Genomic DNA, 17,548 nt, shown 5'->3' on the forward strand with positions numbered 1-17,548 from the left:
ATGAGTGAACAGAAACCGATCATCCTCCACGGCGTGATGAGCCCCAATGTCGTCAAAGTGGCGATCATGCTTGAGGAACTGGAATTGCCCTATGTCCTCAAGCATGTCGCCCTGTTCAAGGGCGAGCAATTCACGCCCGAGTTCCTTGCGCTCAATCCCGTGGGCAAAGTTCCGGTCATCGAGGATCCGGCGCTTGGCAGGCCGCTTGCCGAGTCTGGCGCGATCCTGATCTGGCTGGCCGAACAGCACGGAAAATTTCTTCCGGCCCGATCGGCCGATCGCTACGAAGTGCTCCAGTGGCTGATGGTGCAGATGGCCGGAATCGGACCGATGCTTGGCCAGTATACCCATTTCCGTTTGCTCCCCGAAGGTAGCGAGCCCTACGCCTTGGGCCGCTACGCCGTGATGGCAAAGCGGTTCTACCAACTCATCGACGACAGGGTGGCGGACCGCGAATGGATCGCCAGTGACGCCTATTCGATCGCCGACATCGCCACTTTCCCTTGGGCCGAGTACCTCGAACGTCATGGCCTTTCGATCGACAGCTATCCGGCGATGAGGCGATGGCGGGAGGCAATCGCCTACCGCCCTGCCGTCAGGCGCGCCAAGGCGCGGATCGTGGAGGAATTCGCCGCCCCCTCCGCAACGACCATGACAGCCGCGACCACCAGCGATCTCGACAGGTTCTTTGGCCGCACCGACGAAGTACCGGTTCAAGACTTTACTTCCGTGAAGAGGATGAGCTGATGGCGACGGCCAATGCACCCTATGATTAAAGGCATTTGAAATATTAATCCAATTATTCAGTCATTTCCCACCAATCGCCACAGCGATCAAAGGGCGCGCCGCCGTTCTCACGACATTACATTGTTTTCAATATCCGGAAACTCATAGTAACAATTTAGTAATACCGAAATAAAAATTAACCGCTGTAGCCAGCCAGAAATAATATCGGGGAGAGAGCTATGTCCAGGACGTGCACGATGTTCTCTAGCATGACGGCCATTGTCGTCGCACTTGCCACTGCCAATCCGGCCCTTGCCGACGAACAGCCTGCCAAACAGCCTGACCAGCAAGGCAGAGCCGCTGTCAGCGTCGCACCAGGCGACATCATCGTTACGGCGCGCAAACGCCAGGAAACCCAACTCGATGTCCCGGTGATCGAACAGGTCGTGTCGGCCGAGACCCTCTCCCGCCAGCAGACCCTCGATCTCAAGGATCTCACCAAACTCACGCCCGGGCTGATGATCGGAACGGCGGTGCTGTCGATCGGCCAGCAGGTGACTCTGCGCGGCGTGGGCACCAGTTCGTTCGATCCGGGAATCGACCAGTCGGTTTCGCTCAACATCGATGGCCTTTCGCTTGGACAAGGCCTCGCCTTCACCAGCGGCATGTTCGACGTCGGCCAGGTCGAAGTGCTGAAGGGGCCGCAGTCCCTATTCTACGGCAAGAGCAGCCCCGGCGGCGTGATCGCGATCCACACCGCTGATCCAACCGACGAGCTCGAAGTCAAGGGTACCGCCGGCTATGAGGCAGAGGCGCATGCCATGCGTTTTGAAGGCGTCGTCTCGGGGCCTTTGAGCGATACGTTGAAGGCGCGCATCGCCGGCGTCTACTCGAAGACGGACGGGTACTATTTCAACGACGCGGACATACCAGCGACGGCCACCTTCTCACCGGCGCCGGGCGTGTCGCTCCCCGTATCGGCGCTCGGCGGCCTGTCCCCTCGCTTCAGCCGAACCGGCCGCGGCGACAGCTATCAGGTTCGCGGCACGGTGATCTGGGATCCAAGCTGGCGGTTCAACGCCAAGCTCAAGGTCAATCTTGTCCATGACAAGAGCTACGATGCCGAAAATGGCCAGCTGAAGTCCTGCCCCGATGGCGTTGGCGGAGTACCGGCCTACGGCAACGCACCGTTCATCAACCCCAACGACAATTGCAAGCTCGATCGCGTCGGCTACATCGTTGACATGAATCCCGCGAACTTTGTTGGTCTAAATAAAGAGACTTCCTATATTGAAACTACACAGCGCTACGGTGTGCTGGAACTGAACTATAACCTGACTGACGATGTCACCGCCACGTCCGTGACAGGCTATTACAACCTGCATTCGGACAGCGCCCTGAACCCGTCGCTTTCAGGGTTTTCCGGTCCGCTGCTTGCCGTCACGAACCCGCGTTTCCGGCGCAGAGACTTCACTGAAGAAGTGCGCTTCAACAGCAACTTTGCCGGCCCCTTCAACTTCACGCTTGGCGGTTTCTACCAGGACGGCAAAGTTTCCGATCGGGTGACACTATACGCCAATAAATTCTTCGTCCCGGCAGCCGCGAGCGGCATTCCCCTGCAGGACGGGCTCAACCAATTTGACATCGAGACGTACTCTGCCTTTGGCCAGCTGCGGTACAAGATAACGCCCGAACTCGAACTGGCGGGCGGCGTGCGCGTGACCAATGAAAAGCGGGAACAGGATCCCCTGCTTTACTATTCACTCACCAATCTCGGCGCCGGACTGCCGGTGACGCCCACCACGCCTTACATTGTCCCGGTAGCGACGCCTCGCGTGAATTCCACCCGGTCATCCCCGGAAGTGACGATCACGTACAAGCCCACGCAAGACCTCAACATCTTTGCCTCATACAAGGTAGCCTACAAATCGGGCTCCTTCAGTATCGCGACGCCTCAGACGCTCAACGCCAATGGCTGGCTGGACAACTCTTTCGGCGACGAGAAAGTCACCGGCTTCGAAGGCGGGATCAAGGGCCGTACCTTCAACAACCAACTGAGCTTCACACTTGCAGGGTTCGACTATAAGTATACCGGCCTGCAGGTTGGCGGCATCGAACCCACGGTCGGATCGATACCCGTCATTCGGACGGTCAACGCCGGTAGCGGCCGCAGCTACGGCGCTGAGGCAGAAGCTCACTTCCGACCCGCCGCGCTGGAAGGATTGACGCTCAATGCGGCGGTAAATTACACCCACGCCCGGTTCAAGACGCTCAACAACGTGCCGTGCTACGGTGGCCAGACAATCTCAAACGGCTGCAACCAGGAATTTGTACCTTCGCCCGACCAGGCGAACCCCGGCGCCGGCGCAGTGACGGTCAACGGTCAGCAGGGCTTCTATTTCGCCCAAGACCTTTCCGGCTCCCCATTCTTGCGCGCACCTGATTGGAGCGGGAACGTCGGCTTCGACTACGAGATACCGATCGGCGACTGGAAGCTGATCGTTTCCAATAACAATTATCTGACCTCGAAATTCCTCACCGGCCCCGGCAAGCGCAAAGATTTTTACCAGAGTGGCTATGCGAAAGTCGATGCCGGCCTGACCTTGCAGGGTCCGGACGACCGCTGGGAAGTGGCCTTGATTGGCAAAAATCTGACGAAGCAATATACGGCGAGCAACTGTTCACCGTCGAACTTCCAGAATGGTCTGCTCGGCGGCCAGATCACCGGCGGCAATGCTGCCGGACCGGCGGGCGTCGACGAGATGCTGTGTTATATGGACCCGGGTCGCGAATTGTGGATCAGACTGACTTTGCGGCCTTTCGGCTGAACAATAAGCGCGTTCTCCAATCAGGTATAACTACCTGATAATTCAGAAAACAAGGCAAACCAAAATCGTAGAGCGGTTGATCCGATGCGGTCGGATCAACCGCTCTACGATTTTTGGTGGCGCCGGAGGCGCGTAAATTGATGATGAACCCAATGTGGGGCGCTCCCGTCACTTAGTCGCGCCGCGATGGTCCATCTCAAGGCTCGCGGGGAATGCCATCCGCGCGGACGCTACCCATGCGTATAGGGTCGCCGACCGCCGCGTGATCGGCCGCCGGTATCCGATTGTCTCGAAATTGACCCAAGACAATGCTACGGAGCCACATCGCGACAAGGGCGTTCAAACGACCTGCACGATTGGAGGAGCCTGAATGAACATCTACACGCTGAAGTTCCCGGACGACGGGAACGTGGGCGCGCTGCGTCTCGATTTCGACGCGGAAGACGCTGCCGATGCGCTGGTCACGGCGCACCGCAAGGCCTCCGGCGTCAGAACCGGACGGGCAGCCGAACTCTGGCAGGGAGCACGCAAGCTCTGCACCATTCGGCACGGAGTGAACGGCGGAGACGACTATCGCGGCTCTTCAAGGTCACAGATTGCCTGATAGGCAGGATCTACGCGATATCGGGACATGAAAAGGACCGCTCCGGAAGGCATTGGGGCGGTCCTTTTCCGTAGGGTTGTCGCGACCCGGATTTTTAAGGGGCACCGAACCGCGAGAGCGCGCTTCACGCGGCGGGCCAGCACGGATTCGGCAGAGTGCGCGGCGAGCACGATGAGATGCTCCTCGCTCCTCATGCGCACTGGCATGGGCTCTCGGCACAGTGCAGGATCGAGCGAGCGACAATCAGGACCGGGAGAAACGACGATGGATGAAGATGCCGTGTTCGCATTCGGCAATGCGCTTGCCGCCATCGCAGGACTGCTGGAGGAAAAAGGCGTCTGCACTGCGACCGAAATTTCCCAATCGCTCGGCCACGCCGCCATGGTGCATCTCAAGGCCGGCGAGGAATACCACAAGCGCGGGCATTACTTGCGCGCCTGGGCCGTCTCGGTGAAGGCGGCGGCAGACGGCAAAAGCGGACCGAAGCGCCCCTGATTGACAGGAGTGCCCACATTCGCGCAGCCAAACCTGTGCCCCATTCCACGCAATAATTGTCGCGATACACGACAATGTATCGGCCGCCGATTTGTGCCCTTTCCGACAGGAACCGTTCAGGAGAAATGCTCTCGATAGGCCATGCGGGACGCGACGCAGATCGAAGGAGCATTCCCACATGAAATCGATCATTCTCCGAGCGCTGCGCTGCCGGTTCGACCGGCATCGACCCAAGGCCGGACAGGTCTTCTGGGATGGCCTATGCTATGTCGGACGATGCGAAGATTGCCGGTCAGCTATTCGCCGTGTCAGCAGGACACGCTGGCATCGCGACCGGCTAGGGAACGGTCCCGGCCTGGCCTGAGACGCGGGCCCATAACACTATTCGTTGCGAAGAGCGGTCCTGTGACGACGGCTCAATGACGCTTTGTGACGAGGCGAATTTCTCCGCACAGGCTGCATGTGTCTTTCCTGCGTTCGAAGCCGTTCGAACCTGCCAGCTCGCGCGCCGCATGATCGGCGTTTTCGAGCGGTGAAAGGCCAAGCGTCTGGGTGATGCAGTCGTCGCAGACCGGCTCGGGAGAGAGCCGGATGACGAACTTTTCGATGGAATGAAGTTCGGTCACGGCCCTGTTTTCGTGGTGTCTTTGGCATGTTTTCGCGTTCGCGAACCGGTGGTGTGTCGGGCAGATCAGGGCAACGAACTTTGAGTGTTAGCGGCGGGGCCGCGCCTTTCAGGGCGCGGCCCCGCCGCAGAAATCCCCCCCTTTTCAGGAAGATCGACCGGAAGCGGAATCTTCCGCCTCCGATCCAATGTCATCAGGCCGCGACCGAATCATTGCCAGCACGAGGTTCGCTTGCTTGCCGCGGAACGCGAAATCCAAGAAGCGCCGAAGGCGCCAAACATCCCGTATTTCCAGCGGTCAAGCTATCGCCTTGATCTTCAGCTTCGGCGTCATTTCAGCGGCAGCCTTCTCTTCCTTCTTCCGCCGCTCGAACACTGCGCGCATGTGCTGACGGTCGGCATCGGAGAGGATCTTCGCGCTTTCGACGAACTGCTCCTGCTCTTCCTCGCGGATATGATGGAGATATTCCTCCTTGAGGTCGCCAAAGCGTTCCATCCACTTACGCTTGCCCATGTCGCGCGCGGCCAGGTCGTCGAGCATCTTGTCGATTTGCTTGTGCTCGGCAACCGCGTGCCGTGCAAATTCGGTCGTTTCGGGATTGCGCAACACGGTCGACCAGAGCGCCTGCTCTTCGGCTGCCGCGTGGGACTTCAACTCGCGCACGAGTTCCTCGAACAGCGCATGGCGTTCTTCGTCCGCGCCATTCGTTGCCTCGATCATCGCAAGGAGTGCCCGGTGACGGTCATGATCCTCGACAAGGCGGCCGAACACGTCTGGCAATCCGCGAAGGTCATTTTCAGGAGTCTGCCCGATGCGCGCAGGCACATCAGGGGCAATAACCTTGGCCTTGGCGACCGCCTTAGCCTTGGCTTCTGCGGGGGTAAGGGGTTTCTTCTTCGATTTTGCGACCATAGGACTTCGCTCCGTTGGCAGCGAAGGCATCCGGGTCCTATCGACCCAAGCCTTGGTGGATCTTGATCAGCGTTGAGTGCTGTCAGTTGCCGGGCACAGCGGCCTTGCGCCGCGCCCGCTTGTCGAGTTCGCGCGAGGCGAGCCACCCACCTGCCGCTGCGGCCATACCGAGCGGTCCGAGGCGACGGAACACCGATATCGCGACAACGCCAAGCGCCGCGCCGCCCGGGCCACTGAGCCCCGGTGTATCCTGGGCGATCTTGCTGCCGACGACAGCCGAGATGATTTTACCGATCATGAGAAACCCTTTCGGGGAATAAAACCCCCAGTTCCCCACAGGGTTCCGCCGATCCGCTTTCGCCCTTGCGGATCAGTCTGCGGCAGTCAGCTGGCAATTGACGCCGAATTCATGGCTCACGCGCGCCGTCCGAGACCGGCGCCCGTCCAATCGTGCATGGCGAGGCCATTGCCCTGCCCCCGCCAATGGTCCATCCACGCGACACGGCACGAGACAATCTGGCAGGTAAATGGGACGCCCCCGAAAGTATAGCGATCGAGTGACCATCCAGTCCGTGGCCGAGCGTGCCGGCGTCTCCACGATGACCGTTTCGAACGTGTTCAACCGAACGGGCAAAGTGGGCGCCGAGACGAGAGCCCGGGTCATGGCCGTCATCGAAGAGCTTGGCTATGTGCCGAACCTCGCTGCCCGCCGGTTGACAGGATCCGCTGTCGCAAGGCTCGGCCTGATCCATGCCGACCGAGACAGCATGTTCATCAACGCCATGATCGCGGCAGTCTCGATCGCGGCCGCCGAAAAAGGGCTTCAGCTGATCATCCGGGCAGCCAAGGTTTCATCGCCGGCGGCAACGATAGCCCTCGCGAACGGGCTGGTGCGATCGGGCGCGCAAGCGCTTCTCCTCATCCCGCCGTTCGCCGAAAGCATGGCGGAGAGTGCTGCGTCACCCAGCCTCGGCGTTCCGGTGGCAGCGATCTCGACTGCGTCTGCGCTCGCCGACATCACTACGGTGCGCATCGACAATCATGCAGCGGCGCACGCAGTCACGAGCCATCTCGTCGCGGGTGGACGCCGCCGCATCGCCGTAGTGACGGGCCCGGCAAACCATTCGGACAGCGTGGCCAGACTGGAGGGCCACATCGATGCGCTGCGCGACCACGGCCTGTCATTCGCCCCCGCACTGTGCATCTCGGGCGACTTCACTTTCCTGTCGGGCCTTGAGGCCGCGGAGAAGCTTCTGGCCCTCCCCGGTCGTCCCGATGCCATCGTCACTGCCAACGACGACATGGCCGCAGGCGTCTTGTGGCAGGCGCACCGGCAGGGCGTGAGAGTGCCGGCAGAACTCGCAGTAACCGGCTTTGACGACACGCTCATCGCGACGCGTGTCTGGCCCCTGCTAACCACGGTCCATCAGCCGATCCTCGAGATGGCAGCACAGGCTTTGGACCTTGTTGTCCAAGCCGCCCGCGATCCGGAAACCTATGGCGCTGCGCGCGATGTCGTGCTGCCGTTCAAGGTCATCGAACGTGGATCGAGCTGATAAATTCACGCTTGAGGTTTATCGTTAAATCCAGCAATGCCCTCCGCCAAAACAGCGGAGAGACCAATGGACCTTGTTCGAACATCGCCCCCAGGCGAAGCGGCCTCGCATGATAGCGGCGCCGCGGACGGGACGGCTAACGGCAAGGAACATTTCGAAGTTCTCGACGGTCTGCGCGGCACGGCGGCGATGCTCGTCGTTCTGTTCCACATCCAGGGCATCACGGTGAACTGGGAGGGCGCGAAAGTCTTCCTCCATCACGCCCCTCTCGCCGTCGATTTCTTCTTCGCGCTTTCGGGTTTCGTGATCGCCTATGCCTACGACGATCGCTGGAACCGACTCACCACCGGCCGCTTCCTCGCGCTGCGTCTGATCCGGCTGCAGCCGATGGTCATCATCGGCGTGCTTCTCGGTTTCGTCAGCTATCTGGTCGATCCCTTTGCCGGCACAGCCCAGTCCGCATCGTGGGGCGCCCTGCTGCTTGCGCTGGTCATGAGCCTCCTCGTGCTGCCGGCGTGGGGTCTGCCAAACCGGTTCGGAGACACGCACCCGCTGAACGGTCCGTGCTGGTCGCTATTTCAGGAGTATATCGGCAACCTCGCCTATGCGTTCGTACTGCGCCATCTGCCCAGTTGGAGCCTCGCGGCGCTCGCTGCGGTGGGCGCGATCATGCTGACCATGTGCGGCCTGCATTTCGGCTCACTCGATCTTGGCTCGGGATGGGATCATTGGTGGGCCGCACCGCTCCGTCTCTGCTACCCGTTCCTGATCGGGCTATGGCTCTATCGGGTGCGCGGCCGCCTCCCGCGCATTCGCCTCGGACTTCTGTTCCTCTCGGCCGTCCTGATCGTGGCGATTGCCTGCCCGATCCTGCCCGAGGTTGGCGGCATCAAGCTCAACGGCATCTATGAAGCCGCATGCGTAATCGTGCTGTTTCCGCTGATCATCGTGACCGGCAGCCATTCCAATGCCGGACAGAGAATGAACCGGCTCTGCAAGGTCAGCGGGCGGATTTCCTATCCGCTCTACGTTACGCACTTCCCGTTCCTCTACATCTGGATGAACTTCGTGGCGAACGAGCAACCCACGCAGGCGCAGTCCGGCACGGCGCTGGTGCCGTTCCTCGTTCTGGTGGCGTGGCTGTCGTTGATCTGGTGGGACGAGCCCATCCGCGCTCGCTTGCGCAGCTGGTTGGACCGTAAGGCCAGGCGTTCGGACATAGATCAGTCCCGCCCCTCGCATAGCGCCGAAATCGCTCCCTCGCCTGCAGCGTCCTAAGACGCGACCAATTTCCCAAAGAGCCATATCCGCACGCCGGAGCCTACGGCATTTGGAAACGGAAGACCGGAGCAGTGCATTAAAATACGTTTGCCACGCGAAACGCCCGAGTATACACTGTATACATGGATACGAGAGCGAGCATCCTTGCCGCCGCCTGGCAGCAATTTGAGGTCAATGGCGAGGCAGGCCTCTCGCTGCGCAAGGTTGCCGGTGCGGTAGGCATCACGCCCATGGCGATCTATCGCCACTTCGAAAACAGGCAGGCGCTCATCGATGCCTTGGTCGCCGAGGGCATAGCCGAGTGGCGCAAGAGAGTGGACGCGATCAGCAGCCGCCCCGCGCGGGCATGGCTGGAAGCAATCGGTGACGCATACCTTGCCTATGCGCTCGAGGCTCCCGCACGCTTCGACGCCGCATTTCTTGTCTATTCCGACAAGGCCCTGAAGTATCCGGATGATTATCTGGCTGGCGGATCGCCAGCGGTATCGCTGCAAATGCAGCTGATCGCGGAATTTGCGGGCCCCGAGCGCGCGGGCGAAATCATGGTTGCAATCGCTGCGCTGGGTCAGGGCCTCGTTTCGCTTCACCGGGCGGGACGCGTTACCGGCGATGTCGAGAACTTCAGGACCTTCTACCGCACCACGATGCGCCGCTTTATCGAAAGTCAGATCAGGGAGGACAAGGCATGATCGTCTGGCTGGCTGCGACGCTCCTTTCCGGAGCGGGATTCTTCCTCTCTCTGGGTCTTGGCACGCACTGGTACCTCGCCTGGATCGCGCCAGTTCCGGTGCTGTGGTACGCCTTTTCGGGCAAGCGCGCGGCTTCGAGTTTCCTTGCCGCCTTCGTCAGTTACGCACTTGGAGCAAGCAACCTGCTGATTGCCTATGGCTCGGTGATGCCCGTAGCCGTGCTTGCGCAGATACTATTTGGCCCCGCACTGATTTTCGGGCTGACGGTGATGCTTTCGCGAAAGGTTCACCTAAGGCTCGGGGCGATAGCGGGCGTCCTCGCCTTTGCCGCAGGGTTCGCGGCAACGGATTTCCTTATCTCCTTCGCCCCTGCTGGCGGGGCAGTAAGTTCGCCCGCCAATTCTCAGATCGACGTGCCGATCATGGCGCAGTCCGCTGCCTTGGGCGGATTTGCGGCGGTGACTTTCCTGATCGGATTGGTCGCCGCTGCTCTTGCCGAAGGCGCGCGCCGACGCAGCCTTGCCTGGCTCCTCGCAGCGACCGCGATCTTCACCGCAAACGCCGGTCTGGGCGCGTGGCGCATGACGGGGCAGAGTCAGGGCTCGGTACGCGTGGCGCTGATGGGGAGCAACAACCTCGCCGCTAACACCGACGCGCTGGACGAGGCGCGAACAGGGCAGATCTTTGCGGCATACGCCAAGGCGATCCGCGCTCTTGCCGGAAAGCACGTGGCGGTCGTCTTGCTACCGGAAAACAGTACCCGTCTGGGGCCGGAATGGGCGCAGGCGGCACTTGCGCCCGTGGATGCCGCTGCGCGTGAAATCGGCGCCATTGCGCTGGTCGGCTACAACGGCGATTTCGCCGGCGCGCGGCGCAATCTTGTTACTGCGGTGGGCGCAGACGCGCGCAATGCGACTTACGCCAAGCGGCACCTGGTGGTCGGCTTGGAAACCCCCGATTTCACGCCCGGTACCACTTCGCTGACGCTGCCGGGCGGCGTGATGCCGGAAATCTGCAAGGACATGGATTTTCAGGCGACGATCCGGAAGGATGCAGCGGCGAACCATCCGATGATGTTTGCGGTGCCCGCATGGGATTTCGGACGCGATGCCTGGGCACATGCCAGACCCGCAATACTACGCTCGATCGAGACCGGCACGCCTCTTGCGCGCAGCGCGCGGGATGGGCTGCTCACACTGAATGACCGTTACGGCCGAGTGTTGGTGAAGCAGCCGGTTCGAGAGGGATTGACCGTCGCCATTGGTGACTTGCCCGTTGCTGGCAGGGGCGGCGAAACACTCTACGCCCGGGTCGGAGACGCCTTTGCGTGGGTGTGCCTTGCCGTGACGTTAGGCCTTGCGATCATGGCAATGACAATCCGGCGTCCATCATGTGAACTGGCATCTGCCCGAACCTGATCCGGCGTTTTCGCAAGAAGGCGTCCGAAGCTCGATTTGAGCGCAGGTCAGCAGCGCCAGACTGACGTCCTCCCCAGCATGTATTGCCGATTCAACTCTCGCCGATGTGGATGGCCAGCCAGATCGTCGGTGAAGCAGTATAGGTTACGAGGTGCGGCGTACCGGCGGGAATCAGCAAGTGCTCTCCAACCGCGAGTGCATGCCGCTCAAGACCGTTCAGCATGAGTTCGGCAGCGCCTTCGAGCACGAGAACCCACTCGTCCCAGTCCTGTTGGTAAGGCTGTTCCGGAGGCGTCACATGACCATGCGAGACGATCCGTTCGATTCGAATACCGGGCCGCCGCAGCAGGTCCTCGAACCGCTCGTCCGCCTCGAACCCTTGCTCTACGACAAAGAGATTGGAAGGTGGCATTTCTGTCCGATCCGCGCCTTGATCCATCGTCTCGACTATGTCCACCAGCCTGGGAAATGAAAAGGCAAGGATGACGTCCCGGCCGCTTTCGGATTCGTTATGAAGGATGGGCCGGGCGGGGGTAGAGGATGAAATCGGCATGCCGATCGATCACCGGCGGAACATCTGCGTGTTCAACAGCGCGCTGAAGTTCGTAGATGGCAGAGGGAGGCAACGGTAGCGGATGCTCGGCGGGATGCGCGGGCGCGCGCATCGGGTAGTCCTGCCCCGAGACGGACGTCATTTCGATATGGGCTCCGAGCAATGCGCGGATCGGGTGACTTTTGGAGAAGGCGGCAAGCCGTTCCACACTCTCGCGAAACTCGTCGAAATGATCGATCGGAACATAAAGCCTGCCAGGGTAGAGCATGTCGCCGGAAAAAAGCAGCCGGGTTCCGGGGTCATAGACCATGATGTGCGCCGGCTCGTGTCCGGGCGTCGGAATTATATCCAGGACCCGGCCGCCAAGATCGAAGTGGCCGATGTCACGGGGCCAGTCCGCCATCCGGAAATAGGCCGAAACTTGCGCGGGTGTATGACCAACTACCTCCGTATCTGGCCTGTCCCGGAATTCGCCGTCACCGCTGACGTGATCACCATGGCCATGAGAATGGGCCACAGTCAGGTGAACCGGGCGGTTGCCATTCCTGCGCTGCCATTCGCCGATCAGGCGATCCACCGTAGGCCGGATCCGCAGCCCCCCGGCGCCGCTGTCGAGAAGGAGCGCCCGGTCGCGACCGAACAGCAAATAGAGGAAAGGCGCCTCGAAGTTGGTTTGCACGGATGGCGGATCACGAAGGTATCTGCGTCGATGCGTTGCACCTGCGTCTCGGGCTCATTCGCGGATGTGCCATCAATCCATTTGGAAAATCGAGGCGGGTCGTATCGCATATCGGCGGCGGCGAGCGGAGACGCCGTTCCGCATACCAGCAGCAGGGATTGCAGGGCCATTATAAGAGCGGAAGAGCTAGCTTTACCTGTCATTTCCGCAGCGTAGAAGCGATTGTCGTTTTCACAAAGCTCGTTTCCCTATGCGCCTTGGCCCTGCCCCTCCAATCTGGATACGGTGGAATAGTACGGACGCGCGCCGCACGAAAGCTACGTTGACCGCAAGACTTCGGCCCCGATCGGCCTCTGGCGAGGCGCTGTGGCCGATCAGAACCACGACTATATCCGTCCGCAAGAGATCGGCAACAAGGTCGACGTGCGATGGATGGAACTGTGGGGCGCGGGGGCCCCGGCACATTTGGAAATAAACGATTGAAGGCAGCCACTCGGCTTACCTCGACGCTGGCCGCTGAAATTGGGGCTTCTGGCCGTCCTGATACCCCATTCATTCATCAAGTTGATCTCCGCGCCTGTCCGACGCCGAGCTGGATCAAGCTGTTGCGCTAGGCAGATCCCCAGGCTCCGCCCGACTTTCCACTATCCGGTCGATCAGACCCCATTCAACTGCTTCCTGGGCGGTCATAAAGTGATCGCGGTCCATGGCGCGCTCAAACTCTTCGTAGCTGCGACTGCAATGCTTGGCATAGAGACTGGTGACCCGGTTCTTGGTCCGCTGAATTTCCTCGGCGTGGATGAGAATGTCGGACACCTTGCCCTGCGCGCCGCCGGACGGCTGATGAATGAGGATGCTCGCATTGGGGAGCGCAGCCCGCTCGCCGGGTGCGCCGGCCATCAAGAGAAAGGAGCCCATCGAATAGGCCGTGCCCATGCACAACGTGTGCACCGGCGCGCGAATATACTGGATGGTGTCATACATGGCGAGGCCGCTGGTGATGACGCCGCCCGGCGAATTAATGTAGAGGCTGATGGGTTTCCCGGGATTTTCGGCCTCCAGGAACAATAACTGCGCACAGACAAGCGCAGATACGGTGTCGTTCACCTCACCGTTGAGGAAGATTATCCGCTCTCGTAGCAATCGGGAGTAGATGTCGAAAGACCGCTCTCCCCGGCTGGATTGCTCGATGACCATGGGGACGAGTTGCATCGCTTCGCGCATTTGGCGAACTCCTGACTTCCGTGATGTGTGTGGGAGTCGTGTCCGGTCAGGCTGCAAGCATGACGGGCGAGCCGTTGGTGTTGGCAGCAGCCTTGATCATCCGATCGATCCGCGCATCCGCAAGCTCGTGAATGATCCGCAGGCTCGTTCCGCCGTCGTCGTTGGCCGCAATCCGGAAGGTGACGAGACTTTCCAGATATGGCGGCGTACTTTCCCGCATCCGGTAGCTGACTGACTCTCCCAGTATCATGGCCGCCGCTCGCGGATCGGCCAAGTCCTTGGCTGGCAGCCAATGTGCACGAAAGTCGGGATTGGTGATCGCGCGCCAGACCTTGTGAGGCGGCTCATCAATGTCATAGATGAACGAGAGGGTTTTGCCTTGATCGTCGGTGTTTCTCTCGGTCATGGTTCCATATCCTTCAGCAAGGATTTGAGGGCATCGACCCGTTCCGGCCAGTAAACGCGATATTTCGCGAGCCACCCGGCAAGCGCGGCAAGACCGTCCGGATCCACCTCGTAGTTGACAAAGCGGCCCTGTCGTTCTTCTCGGACTAGCTTGGCATTCCGCAGAACCGATAGATGCTGCGACATCGCCGGTTGGCTGATCGTCATGCCATTGCGCAAAGCGCTGGCATTCATGCGCCCCGCCGCCAACTTCTCGAAGATTGCGCAGCGGGTCGGATCGGCCAGAGCTTTGAAGATGTCGTTCTCGATCATGCCAACACATAAGCCTACACTTATCCGATTCGCAAGCCCTGATATGAACTTTGAAGAAGTGAGTGCGCCGAGACGCTTTACTTTCTTCAATCGCGCACCGCTCCGATCGCTCACCCCTCCAGGTTTCGCCGGCAACCAATCGTCCGCCTCTTGCGTGAGATATGTTCAGGCTGCGTGGTTTTGACCTGGCTGAACGGCGGTCCGGGATCGACTGCGCAGCACAGCAGCGTTGGCTCGATCTCGCCAACTATTCGGCCGTTCGCCGCCGAAAGCGCCCTCCCCGAAACCGGCTGCTACCACATCCCGCTCGCTATCGACCATGACGAGCGGCGAGGATTCTAGCCAAACCGGAACGGTTCGGCCTCGCCCGTTTTCCCGGTTTCCCATGCGTCACAAACTTGTCGAAAGGTTTCCACAAAAGCGGCCTGTAACTTGGTGGGTTGCCAGTCTGTACGGGTTGTGATTCCGATCCGGCGCTGCAACGTCAAACCGCCGCCAAATATGCGTGTCAGCAATCCTGCGCGCGCCTCGAACAGGAATTGATCCGGTGAGAGCAGTGTCAGCCAATCGCCTTCCAGCATCAGGCCCCGGATGACCAGCAAAGATCCGCATTCGATCCGCAGCTTGGGAGGCGCGAGACCGCGCGACGTGAACATCTCTTCCCAGCGCTTTCGTCCGGGCGTTCCGCCGGCCGAAATGACCCATGGAAATTCCAGCAGCATCTCGAATTCAAATTTTCGCCCGGCGAGCGGATGTCCGGACCGCGCGACAATGACGGGATCGTCGGAGAACAGTCCTTCCTGGGTGACATCGGCCACGGGCAGCGGATCGCGCAGCGCACCCACCAGAATGTCCAGTTCGCCGTGGCGCAGGCTGTTGAGGAGTTCAGGATAGGGCCCCTCGACGACGCTTACCTGAGCATCGGCATAGATATGTGCGAAACGGGCAAGCGATTGCGGCAGGAGGACTGCCTTGGCCACAGGCATCGTCCCTATCCTGACACGTCCGCCACCTTGTGAATGGAGCGCACTGAGTTCGTCGATACCCGCCTCAAGCTCGGCGCGGACGAGCCGGACAAAGCGCAGGAAACGCGCCGCCGTCGGAGTCGAGACCACGGTCCTGCCCTGCCGCTCCAGCAGGGGCACGCCCAGGTGTTCTTCCAGCTCGCGGGCCGAGCGATGGAGCGCAGGCTGCGATAGCTGGGCACGCTCCGAAGCCAGTGCGAAACTGCCGGCTTCGTCCACCGCCATAAGCGTCCGAAGCTGCCCGAGCGTGATGCGCCGTTCGATATTGGGGAGCACGGGCAGGCGGGCGCTGCGCCGAAGGACCCGGCCGCCGCGCTCAAGATAGGACAGCGCACGCTCGATACGCGCGGTCATGCGGCGCCCGGCCTCGGTCGGCTGCACCCCGGAGGGCTGACGGTCCAGCAGAACATAGCCGAGCTGGCTTTCCAGGCTAGCCACCGCTTGCGTCACGGCGGGCTGGGAAAGGTGCAGTTCCTTGGATGCCCCGCTGATGGAGCCCAGCCGCGCAGCAACAGCCAGCGCGTCGAGGTGGCGGAGGTTCAGGCGCATCGGGTCGATCATTGGGACTTCAGCTTTGCTTATGGATGGGTTGCATTTCGACGTTGCCGGAATGCGCTCACTGCCGTGTAGATAGGACAACACACGGGTTGAGGATACAATCGAGCGAATGCTTGAGCTTATGGTCACGAATGAACGGAACGGTGAATTGTTGCCTGTGCGCGGCGAGCCGACTTGCGCAGGCAGACACGGATCGTCCCGGCCATTCCGGATTTGCCGAGCCCAACTCATTCGCCGCTAAACAGCCGTTGTTCGCGAACGGCACAGCTTCAATCCGATGGGTCGCCAAAAACGAAACAAGAAGCTGAGTTATGAAAGCGTTGGAAGAGAAGAAGCCTGCCGGGCGTTTCGGCATATTCGGGCAGTTGTGGTTTCAGGTGCTCGCAGCGACATTGATCGGCATCCTGCTCGGCCATTTCGTGCCGCATGCTGCGGTGGCCATGAAGCCGCTGGGCGATGCCTTCATCAAGCTGATCAAGATGATGATCGGACCGATCGTCTTCGTGACGGTGGTGCACGGCATCGGCGGCATGAACGACATGAAAAGCGTCGGGCGCGTTGCGCTGAAGTCGATCGTCTACTTTGAAGTCATCACCATTCTCGCGCTGATCTTTGGCCTGATCGGAGTAGCTCTCTGGCAGCCGGGCGCGGGAATGAACATCGATGCGGCCTCGATCGACACCGCTTCGATCCAGGGCTACGTCGCCAGCGCCCATGACCAGTCGATCTCCGGCTATCTCATGGCCATCATCCCCGACACATTCCCGGGCGCGCTGACCGAAGGCCATGTCCTCCAGGTCCTGCTGATCGCAGTCCTGTTCGGCATTGCCATGGCGGCGGGCGGGGAGCGTTCAAAGCCGATGATGAACGTGATCGACAGCGCCTCGCAAGGCCTGTTCCGGATCATCGGATACATCATGTATTTCGCGCCACTAGGCGCCTTCGGCGCGATCGCATTCACGGTCGGCCAGTTCGGCACGGCATCATTGCTCTCGCTCGGCGAACTGATACTCGAATTCTTCGTCATCTGCGCAGCCTTCACCGCGATCGTCATGGGCAGCATCTCCTGGTGGTGCGGCGTCAACCTTCTCAGGTTGCTCGGGTATATCTGGGACGAGATCGTGATTGTCGCGGCGACCACGTCGACGGAGACGGTCCTGCCGCGCCTGATCGAGAAGCTGCGGGCGCTCGGCTGCGAGGAAAGCGTCGTCGGCTTCGTCGTGCCTGCGGGCTATTCGTTCAATCTGGACGGCACCTGCCTCTATCTCACCACCGTTGCGGTATTCCTGGCGCAGGCGACCAATACCCATCTGACATTCTGGCACGAACTCGGTCTGATTGCCGTCCTGCTGCTGACGTCCAAAGGCGCGGCGGGTGTCGCGGGCGCGGCTTTCGTCGTCCTGGCGGCCACGCTCAATACGACCGGCACTATTCCCGTCGCCTCGATCGCGCTGATCCTCGGGATCCACCGCATCCTCGCCGAAGGCCTCACATTCGTGAACCTTGTCGGCAACACGGTGGCAACGATCGTCATCGCCAAGTGGGAAGGCAAGCTCGACGAGCGAACCCTGGCAGCTGCCGTCGGCACTGACGCGGCGCGCCGCCGACTGGGCATCGCCGCCTAAACGGCGTCCCCAATCCCCGAAGACAATAGCCC

General features: G+C 60.8%; 18 protein-coding genes and 1 pseudogene. 10 read left to right on the top strand and 9 right to left on the bottom strand.

Translation table 11 applies throughout. From position 1 onward, the window contains the following. The 4 genes from EDF56_RS19535 (at position 1) to EDF56_RS19550 (ending at position 4,653) form a co-directional block, all read left to right on the top strand. Positions 1 to 747 (top strand): glutathione S-transferase N-terminal domain-containing protein, encoded by a 747-nt coding sequence (locus tag EDF56_RS19535; protein ID WP_243652711.1) that lies wholly within the window; start codon positions 1 to 3, stop codon positions 745 to 747. Between the two features lie 248 nt (positions 748 to 995). After that, complete coding sequence (locus EDF56_RS19540) at positions 996 to 3,554, top strand: TonB-dependent receptor (RefSeq protein WP_165912263.1); 2,559 nt, start codon at positions 996 to 998, stop codon at positions 3,552 to 3,554. Positions 3,555 to 3,924: 370 nt separating this feature from the next. Continuing rightward, complete coding sequence (locus tag EDF56_RS19545) at positions 3,925 to 4,158, top strand: hypothetical protein (RefSeq protein ID WP_132390680.1); 234 nt, start codon at positions 3,925 to 3,927, stop codon at positions 4,156 to 4,158. Between the two features lie 264 nt (positions 4,159 to 4,422). Continuing rightward, complete coding sequence (locus tag EDF56_RS19550; RefSeq protein ID WP_132390682.1) at positions 4,423 to 4,653, top strand: hypothetical protein; 231 nt, start codon at positions 4,423 to 4,425, stop codon at positions 4,651 to 4,653. A 416-nt stretch (positions 4,654 to 5,069) separates the two neighbouring features. On the opposite strand, the gene EDF56_RS19555 is transcribed toward EDF56_RS19550, so the two are convergent. The 3 genes from EDF56_RS19555 to EDF56_RS19565 form a co-directional block, all read right to left on the bottom strand. Then, positions 5,070 to 5,279 carry a hypothetical protein gene (locus EDF56_RS19555; RefSeq protein ID WP_132390684.1) on the bottom strand — a complete coding sequence of 70 codons (210 nt, stop codon included), beginning with the start codon at positions 5,277 to 5,279 and terminating at the stop codon, positions 5,070 to 5,072. Positions 5,280 to 5,576: 297 nt separating this feature from the next. Further along, positions 5,577 to 6,191, bottom strand: coding sequence for a hemerythrin domain-containing protein (locus tag EDF56_RS19560; protein ID WP_132390686.1), 615 nt, complete (start codon positions 6,189 to 6,191; stop codon positions 5,577 to 5,579). Between the two features lie 82 nt (positions 6,192 to 6,273). After that, the gene (locus tag EDF56_RS19565; RefSeq protein WP_132390688.1) at positions 6,274 to 6,489 is read right to left on the bottom strand and encodes a hypothetical protein; all 216 of its coding nucleotides are present in this window, start codon (positions 6,487 to 6,489) and stop codon (positions 6,274 to 6,276) included. Positions 6,490 to 6,748: 259 nt separating this feature from the next. Between EDF56_RS19565 and EDF56_RS19570 the strand changes: the two genes are divergently transcribed. The 4 genes from EDF56_RS19570 (at position 6,749) to EDF56_RS19585 (ending at position 11,135) form a co-directional block, all read left to right on the top strand. Next, entirely contained in the window at positions 6,749 to 7,747 is a 999-nt protein-coding gene (locus EDF56_RS19570) for a LacI family DNA-binding transcriptional regulator (RefSeq protein ID WP_243652712.1), read from the top strand. Positions 7,748 to 7,813: 66 nt separating this feature from the next. After that, entirely contained in the window at positions 7,814 to 9,025 is a 1,212-nt protein-coding gene (locus EDF56_RS19575) for an acyltransferase (RefSeq protein WP_243652713.1), read from the top strand. A gap of 125 nt (positions 9,026 to 9,150) precedes the next feature. Next, complete coding sequence (locus EDF56_RS19580; RefSeq protein ID WP_132390694.1) at positions 9,151 to 9,717, top strand: TetR/AcrR family transcriptional regulator; 567 nt, start codon at positions 9,151 to 9,153, stop codon at positions 9,715 to 9,717. After that, positions 9,714 to 11,135 carry a hypothetical protein gene (locus EDF56_RS19585; protein ID WP_132390696.1) on the top strand — a complete coding sequence of 474 codons (1,422 nt, stop codon included), beginning with the start codon at positions 9,714 to 9,716 and terminating at the stop codon, positions 11,133 to 11,135. Before EDF56_RS19580 ends, EDF56_RS19585 begins: the two co-directional genes overlap by 4 nt. Positions 11,136 to 11,226: 91 nt before the next feature. Here EDF56_RS19585 and EDF56_RS19590 read toward each other — a convergent pair whose 3' ends face one another. Both EDF56_RS19590 and EDF56_RS19595 read right to left on the bottom strand, forming a co-directional pair. Further along, positions 11,227 to 11,547: a cupin domain-containing protein gene (locus EDF56_RS19590; protein WP_132390698.1), complete on the bottom strand. Its 321-nt coding sequence runs from the start codon at positions 11,545 to 11,547 to the stop codon at positions 11,227 to 11,229. 97 nt (positions 11,548 to 11,644) lie between these two features. After that, positions 11,645 to 12,367, bottom strand: coding sequence for an MBL fold metallo-hydrolase (locus EDF56_RS19595; RefSeq protein WP_243652714.1), 723 nt, complete (start codon positions 12,365 to 12,367; stop codon positions 11,645 to 11,647). Between the two features lie 267 nt (positions 12,368 to 12,634). On the opposite strand from EDF56_RS19595, the pseudogene EDF56_RS19600 reads away from it, so the two are divergent. Continuing rightward, positions 12,635 to 12,823: pseudogene (locus EDF56_RS19600) on the top strand (hypothetical protein); the annotation flags it as partial. A gap of 141 nt (positions 12,824 to 12,964) precedes the next feature. Here the strand turns inward: EDF56_RS19600 and EDF56_RS19605 are convergent. The 4 genes from EDF56_RS19605 to EDF56_RS19620 all read right to left on the bottom strand — a co-directional run bounded on the left by EDF56_RS19605 (position 12,965) and on the right by EDF56_RS19620 (position 15,894). Beyond that, the gene (locus tag EDF56_RS19605) at positions 12,965 to 13,591 is read right to left on the bottom strand and encodes an ATP-dependent Clp protease proteolytic subunit (RefSeq protein WP_132390700.1); all 627 of its coding nucleotides are present in this window, start codon (positions 13,589 to 13,591) and stop codon (positions 12,965 to 12,967) included. 46 nt (positions 13,592 to 13,637) lie between these two features. After that, the gene (locus EDF56_RS19610) at positions 13,638 to 13,997 is read right to left on the bottom strand and encodes an SRPBCC domain-containing protein (RefSeq protein ID WP_132390702.1); all 360 of its coding nucleotides are present in this window, start codon (positions 13,995 to 13,997) and stop codon (positions 13,638 to 13,640) included. Further along, positions 13,994 to 14,308 carry a metalloregulator ArsR/SmtB family transcription factor gene (locus EDF56_RS19615; protein WP_132390704.1) on the bottom strand — a complete coding sequence of 105 codons (315 nt, stop codon included), beginning with the start codon at positions 14,306 to 14,308 and terminating at the stop codon, positions 13,994 to 13,996. Before EDF56_RS19615 ends, EDF56_RS19610 begins: the two co-directional genes overlap by 4 nt. A 338-nt stretch (positions 14,309 to 14,646) precedes the next feature. Continuing rightward, positions 14,647 to 15,894: a LysR family transcriptional regulator gene (locus tag EDF56_RS19620; RefSeq protein ID WP_132390706.1), complete on the bottom strand. Its 1,248-nt coding sequence runs from the start codon at positions 15,892 to 15,894 to the stop codon at positions 14,647 to 14,649. A gap of 308 nt (positions 15,895 to 16,202) precedes the next feature. Between EDF56_RS19620 and dctA the strand changes: the two genes are divergently transcribed. Then, complete coding sequence (dctA, locus tag EDF56_RS19625) at positions 16,203 to 17,516, top strand: C4-dicarboxylate transporter DctA (protein ID WP_132390708.1); 1,314 nt, start codon at positions 16,203 to 16,205, stop codon at positions 17,514 to 17,516. Positions 17,517 to 17,548: the final 32 nt, after the last annotated feature.

Origin of the sequence: Novosphingobium sp. PhB165, assembly GCF_004341845.1 — a bacterium.
Taxonomy (GTDB): Bacteria; Pseudomonadota; Alphaproteobacteria; order Sphingomonadales; family Sphingomonadaceae; genus Novosphingobium.

What these genes read in the sequence shown, in the direction of transcription:
- EDF56_RS19620 (WP_132390706.1), bottom strand. Translation starts at nt 15,894, where the DNA reads ATGATCGACCCGATGCGCCTGAACCTCCGCCACCTCGACGCGCTGGCT.
- EDF56_RS19615 (WP_132390704.1), bottom strand. Translation starts at nt 14,308, where the DNA reads ATGATCGAGAACGACATCTTCAAAGCTCTGGCCGATCCGACCCGCTGC.
- EDF56_RS19550 (WP_132390682.1), top strand. Translation starts at nt 4,423, where the DNA reads ATGGATGAAGATGCCGTGTTCGCATTCGGCAATGCGCTTGCCGCCATC.
- EDF56_RS19580 (WP_132390694.1), top strand. Translation starts at nt 9,151, where the DNA reads ATGGATACGAGAGCGAGCATCCTTGCCGCCGCCTGGCAGCAATTTGAG.
- dctA (WP_132390708.1), top strand. Translation starts at nt 16,203, where the DNA reads ATGAAAGCGTTGGAAGAGAAGAAGCCTGCCGGGCGTTTCGGCATATTC.
- EDF56_RS19540 (WP_165912263.1), top strand. Translation starts at nt 996, where the DNA reads ATGACGGCCATTGTCGTCGCACTTGCCACTGCCAATCCGGCCCTTGCC.
- EDF56_RS19610 (WP_132390702.1), bottom strand. Translation starts at nt 13,997, where the DNA reads ATGACCGAGAGAAACACCGACGATCAAGGCAAAACCCTCTCGTTCATC.
- EDF56_RS19605 (WP_132390700.1), bottom strand. Translation starts at nt 13,591, where the DNA reads ATGCGCGAAGCGATGCAACTCGTCCCCATGGTCATCGAGCAATCCAGC.
- EDF56_RS19585 (WP_132390696.1), top strand. Translation starts at nt 9,714, where the DNA reads ATGATCGTCTGGCTGGCTGCGACGCTCCTTTCCGGAGCGGGATTCTTC.
- EDF56_RS19590 (WP_132390698.1), bottom strand. Translation starts at nt 11,547, where the DNA reads ATGCCACCTTCCAATCTCTTTGTCGTAGAGCAAGGGTTCGAGGCGGAC.
- EDF56_RS19575 (WP_243652713.1), top strand. Translation starts at nt 7,814, where the DNA reads ATGGACCTTGTTCGAACATCGCCCCCAGGCGAAGCGGCCTCGCATGAT.
- EDF56_RS19560 (WP_132390686.1), bottom strand. Translation starts at nt 6,191, where the DNA reads ATGGTCGCAAAATCGAAGAAGAAACCCCTTACCCCCGCAGAAGCCAAG.
- EDF56_RS19565 (WP_132390688.1), bottom strand. Translation starts at nt 6,489, where the DNA reads ATGATCGGTAAAATCATCTCGGCTGTCGTCGGCAGCAAGATCGCCCAG.
- EDF56_RS19535 (WP_243652711.1), top strand. Translation starts at nt 1, where the DNA reads ATGAGTGAACAGAAACCGATCATCCTCCACGGCGTGATGAGCCCCAAT.
- EDF56_RS19545 (WP_132390680.1), top strand. Translation starts at nt 3,925, where the DNA reads ATGAACATCTACACGCTGAAGTTCCCGGACGACGGGAACGTGGGCGCG.